The sequence below is a fragment of the Frankia tisae genome (assembly GCF_025403405.1).
GTDB classification, from domain to species: domain Bacteria; phylum Actinomycetota; class Actinomycetes; order Frankiales; family Frankiaceae; genus Frankia; species Frankia tisai.
This window is the reverse complement of sequence record NZ_JANEZT010000472.1, coordinates 1-4,320: the sequence shown is the minus strand read 5'-3', so window position 1 is coordinate 4,320 and position 4,320 is coordinate 1. Positions and strand designations below refer to the sequence as shown.

Below are 4,320 nucleotides of genomic sequence, written 5' to 3'. Positions count from 1 at the left end.
GTGCCGGTGTCAGCGCCGAAGGCGCCGTCGGGGCGCAGCGCGAGGATGAGCGGCAGCGTGATCCAGGGCAGCATCGCCGCGCCGGCGAGAGCGACGGAGGTCGCCCCGATCTTGCCGAGGAACATCGGCGACAGGGTGTAGGCGAGCCCCGCCAGCACCCGGGTGGCGGGTACGCCGAGGCGCAGCGCGTCGGCGAGGCGCACGACGCCCCACGACGAGACGGTGAGCAGCAACGCCATCCACAGCCGCTGCGTCACCCAGGGCGGCAGGCCGACCAGCTTGCCCAGGCCGAAGAAGGGCCCCATCGGGAACAGGTATCCGACGTACTGGTTCGGCAGGTAGCCGAACTCGGCGAGGGAGTTCCACAGGTGGGTGGCCCGGCCCATGAAGCCCCACGGGTCGAGCGGGACGTCGAGCTTGGTGTCCGCGGTCAGCCGGCCGGGCGCCTGGAGCAGGTAGAGCACCGCATAACCGACCGCCATCCCGAGCAGCGGCCACCGCGAGGTCCGGCGGGCGCGCAACGGGGAGGCGGGCGCGGAGGTGAATGCGGCCGATGACCGGGATGCGCGCGGGCCAGTCGCTGTCGCGACGGGACCGCCGACGGGGGAAGGGATCGCTGACTCCAGGGTCGAGAGCAGATATGCCCGACCTTATCCAGGGTGTCGGAACCGGACTATCTCGCCCCACCCTGGCTGGCCGGCGCCCGGTGCATCCCGTTCCCTTCCACCCCCCGGCAGGTGCGGGTCCGCTATGACGAGCGGGCTGCGCCGTCCCGCTCCGGCGCCGGGAACACCGACACCTCGCCGCCGCCCACCGGCCCTGTGAGGGCCACGGCGAGCGCGGCTGCGGCCGTGGTGCCGGGTTCCCCACTCGGCGACGGGATGGTCACGACGGGTTCGTCGACGGTCCCCCCGGAAAGCGCACGGGCGCCCCCGGGGCTCGCGAGCCGGCTCACACCCGGGTTCGGGAGACCCATCGTGGTACCCGGGAGGATCAGGCCCGCACCCCCGTCGTCCGAGGCACGGCCGGCGGCGGCCGCCGCGACCGGCTCGAGCACGACCAGGTCCGTGCGGGAGGGGCCAGCGCCCCGGGCGTCCGGCGCCGGGTCCACGCGGCGCGCCGCGGCCGGCTGGACGGTCTCGGGCCGAGGGCGGCGCGGCGGCGACAGCGGCGCCCGCCGGGCTGAGCCGGCGACCAGCCGACCGGGCTCGACGGCGCGGTCGGGGCCACCCGCCGGGCCTCCGCGCGCAGGCGGAGCGGCCGAGCCGGGCGAGCCCGGCGCCGCGGCCGAGCCGGCGGAACCGGGCGGGACAGCCAGCGCAGGTTGGACGGAGACGACCGGCGACGCCGTGTCCGCCGACCCCGGCTCCCGGCGAACCGCGGCGCCGGGCTGGTCCGCCGCGGCGGACGGCGGGGTGGCCGCCGCGGACCCGGTGGGCGCGCCGGCGGCCGGCGGGCGCGCCGGGGTGGACACGACGAGACCGGGTGCGGCGCGGCCCAGGTAGCGACGGGCCCGCACCACATCGACGATCATCGCCGGCGTGTGCCGGGTCACCCGGAACGTGCCGCCGGGGATCTCCGCCCAGCGGATCGGGACCTCGGCGATGCGATATCCGATTGAACGGGCGATCGAGAGCACCTCGACGTCGAAACCGAATCCGGACGAGCGGGCGAGGCTGAACAGCAGCTTCGCCTCCTGCCCGCGAAACGCCTTGAAACCGCACTGGGTGTCCGCGACGTCCAGGCTGGCCAACGACCGGGTGATCTGATTGAAGGCCCAGCTACCGACCCGGCGGCCGCTGCTGCGCACCGCGCCGTCGCCGATGCGGCGGGAGCCGAGCGCCACCTCAGCATGTTCCAGGGCGGCCAGCAACAACGGCAGATCGTTGACATCCGAGGCGCCGTCGGCGTCCATGAACACGATCGAGGCGCCGTGCGCAACCGAGACTCCGGCGCGCACCGCCGCGCCCTTGCCCGAGTTCCACGGCAGCCGCAGCACCCGGCCGCCCGGTATCCCCGCGAGATGCTCCTCCGCGACGGCGGCGGTGCCGTCGGTACTCCCGTCGTCGACCACGATCACTTCTGCATCGGGAATCTTGCGCATCACCGACACCAGCGGGGGCAGCGAACCGGGCAGGCGCATCGCCTCGTTGTAGGCCGGGATGATGACGCTCACAGGCACGCTGTCCAAGACTCAACTCCTAGGCTGCGACGGCGGGACCGGTGACAGACGCCAGCGAGGGCGCAGCGATTGGTGACGGCCGGACGAGATCAGCATGCAGTTTCAGGGGATTCACCAAGAGTGTCAATGTATGTGCACCAAAGTCCGCCATCCCGACCTCATCCCCTTACTCCGCGATCAGGCACTTATCGGCCATACATGTGGTTATCGGGCGCTCCCCTAGCGGCGCCCAGCATACGGACACCGTGTTACAGATCGGGCAGGGGGTCGGCGACGACAGGTCGGGCAGGCGGAAATGATCCATCACGGAAAGCGACGAACTCCGGACGGTCAGATATCCGTCCGATCTCGTGAGCGACAAGGAAAGACCACCCGAAGCACTACAGGAGCATTCCTCCAGTGCCGAATCGCCAGGGGACGGGCCTTGCGGAATCCGCCCCGCCCCCCGCCCACCGATTACGATCACGGGGCCGGTGGGCAGCAGGGTGACGGGTCCATGAGCCGCCGCCGCGCCCGCCTGGCCGCACCGCGGGGATGGCTGCCGAAGGAGGGCTCATGCCACGATCGGAACGCGCCGACCGCTCGCGGGCGCGACCGCCACACCCCGGAGATCCCGACGCCCAGCTACGCGGACTGATCGGCGCCGGCCACTCGCGGCTGCCCCCGGTGGCGGCGATGCGGGCGCGCGATGTCGACCGGCCCAGCGAGGACGACCTCGTCGAGGCGGAACGCGCGGTGGTGCTGCGCCGCGGCCAGCGAACCGCCCCGGCAGCCGACCCCGCTGCCCCGACGGCCGACCCCGGGCTGGCACCAGAGCAGGGACAGCCGGTAGAGCAGGGACAGCCAGTAGAGCAGAGACGGGGTGAGGGGGGCCGGTCGCGGCCGCCGCGCCGACCCGACGGGCGTGCGGGTGGACCACGCCGGCCCGCGCCTGCGCCCCGGCCGGCCCCCGCCCCGCCGCGACGGTCAGCGAGTCAGGACGCCGGGGACGCAGTGCCGGACGCCGAGGGGACCTCGCCGGTCCGCTCGTAGGCGAAGAGCATCCGCAGCCGGCGCACGTGCCGCTGCTCACCGCTGAACGGCGTCGTGAGGAAGACCTCAGCGAACGCCAACGCCTCGGGGACGGTGTGCATCCGGGCACCGAGACTCAGCACGTTGGCGTCGTTGTGCTGGCGGGCCAGCGTGGCGGTCTGCTCGCTCCAGACCAGCGCCGCGCGCACACCCACAACCTTGTTCGCCGCGATCGCCTCGCCGTTGCCAGAACCGCCGATGACGATGCCGAGGCTGTCCGGCTCGACCGCGGTGGCCCGCGCCGCCGCCAGGACGAACGGCGGGTAGTCATCGTCGGGGTCGTACTCGCCGGGACCATGGTCGACGGGCGCATGGCCCAGTTCCACCAGGCGCTCGGTGAGCGCCGCCTTCAGATGGAAGCCGGCATGGTCAGAACCTAGATGGACGCGCATGATGCGCCATCATGCCTGATCATGTGAAGATCGGTTCCGTCTCCCGGGAGCGCTTGAGCTCATAGAAGCCGGGCGTGCCGGCGACCAGCAGCACTCCGTCCCACAGCCGGCCGGCGTCGGCACCCTTGGGTGCCGGGGTGATGACCGGGCCGAAGAACGCGTTGTCGCCCACCGCGATCACCGGGGTGCCGACGTCCATGCCGACGCGGCCGATGCCGTCGGCGTGGCTGGCCCGCAGCTTCGCGTCCCACTCGGTCGAGGTCGCCGCGGCCGCGAGCGCGGGATCAGCGCCCGCCTCCGTCAGCGCGGCGGCGAAGACCGCCTCGTCGAACTCGGCCTTCTCCACGTGCCGGCGGCGGCCGAGCGCGGTGTACAGCGCAGCGAGGATGCCCTCGCCGTGCCGCTCGGCGGCGGCGATACAGATCCGCACCGGGCCCCACGCCTTCGCCATCATGGCCGCGTACTGCTCGGGCAGGTCGCGCCCCTCGTTGAGCACGGCGAGGCTCATCACGTGCCAGCGGACCCGGACCGGGCGGACCTTCTCCACCTCCACCAGCCAGCGGGACGTCAGCCATGCCCACGGGCACAACGGGTCGAACCACAGGTCGGCGAGGACCGTGTCCGGACTGGTCTCGGTCGTTGCCGACGCCGGTGCAGGCAGCGGCGGGGCCGGGG

The 4,320-nt window shown here is 73.1% G+C and carries 4 protein-coding genes; all 4 read right to left on the bottom strand.

All coding sequences use genetic code 11. The annotated features are described in order from the left end of the window. Positions 1-482, bottom strand: a 482-nt coding sequence (locus NBZ85_RS28285; RefSeq protein WP_261563019.1) for an alpha-(1->3)-arabinofuranosyltransferase domain-containing protein, incomplete at its 3' end; no start/stop codon positions are given. Positions 483-748: 266 nt separating this feature from the next. Further along, on the bottom strand, positions 749-2,182 hold the full coding sequence (locus NBZ85_RS28280) for a dolichyl-phosphate beta-glucosyltransferase (RefSeq protein ID WP_261558242.1): 1,434 nt from the start codon (positions 2,180-2,182) through the stop codon (positions 749-751). 974 nt (positions 2,183-3,156) lie between these two features. Next, on the bottom strand, positions 3,157-3,645 hold the full coding sequence (locus NBZ85_RS28275) for a ribose-5-phosphate isomerase (RefSeq protein ID WP_261558241.1): 489 nt from the start codon (positions 3,643-3,645) through the stop codon (positions 3,157-3,159). Between the two features lie 19 nt (positions 3,646-3,664). After that, positions 3,665-4,306: a DsbA family protein gene (locus NBZ85_RS28270; protein ID WP_261558243.1), complete on the bottom strand. Its 642-nt coding sequence runs from the start codon at positions 4,304-4,306 to the stop codon at positions 3,665-3,667. Between the last annotated feature and the right edge of the window lie 14 nt (positions 4,307-4,320).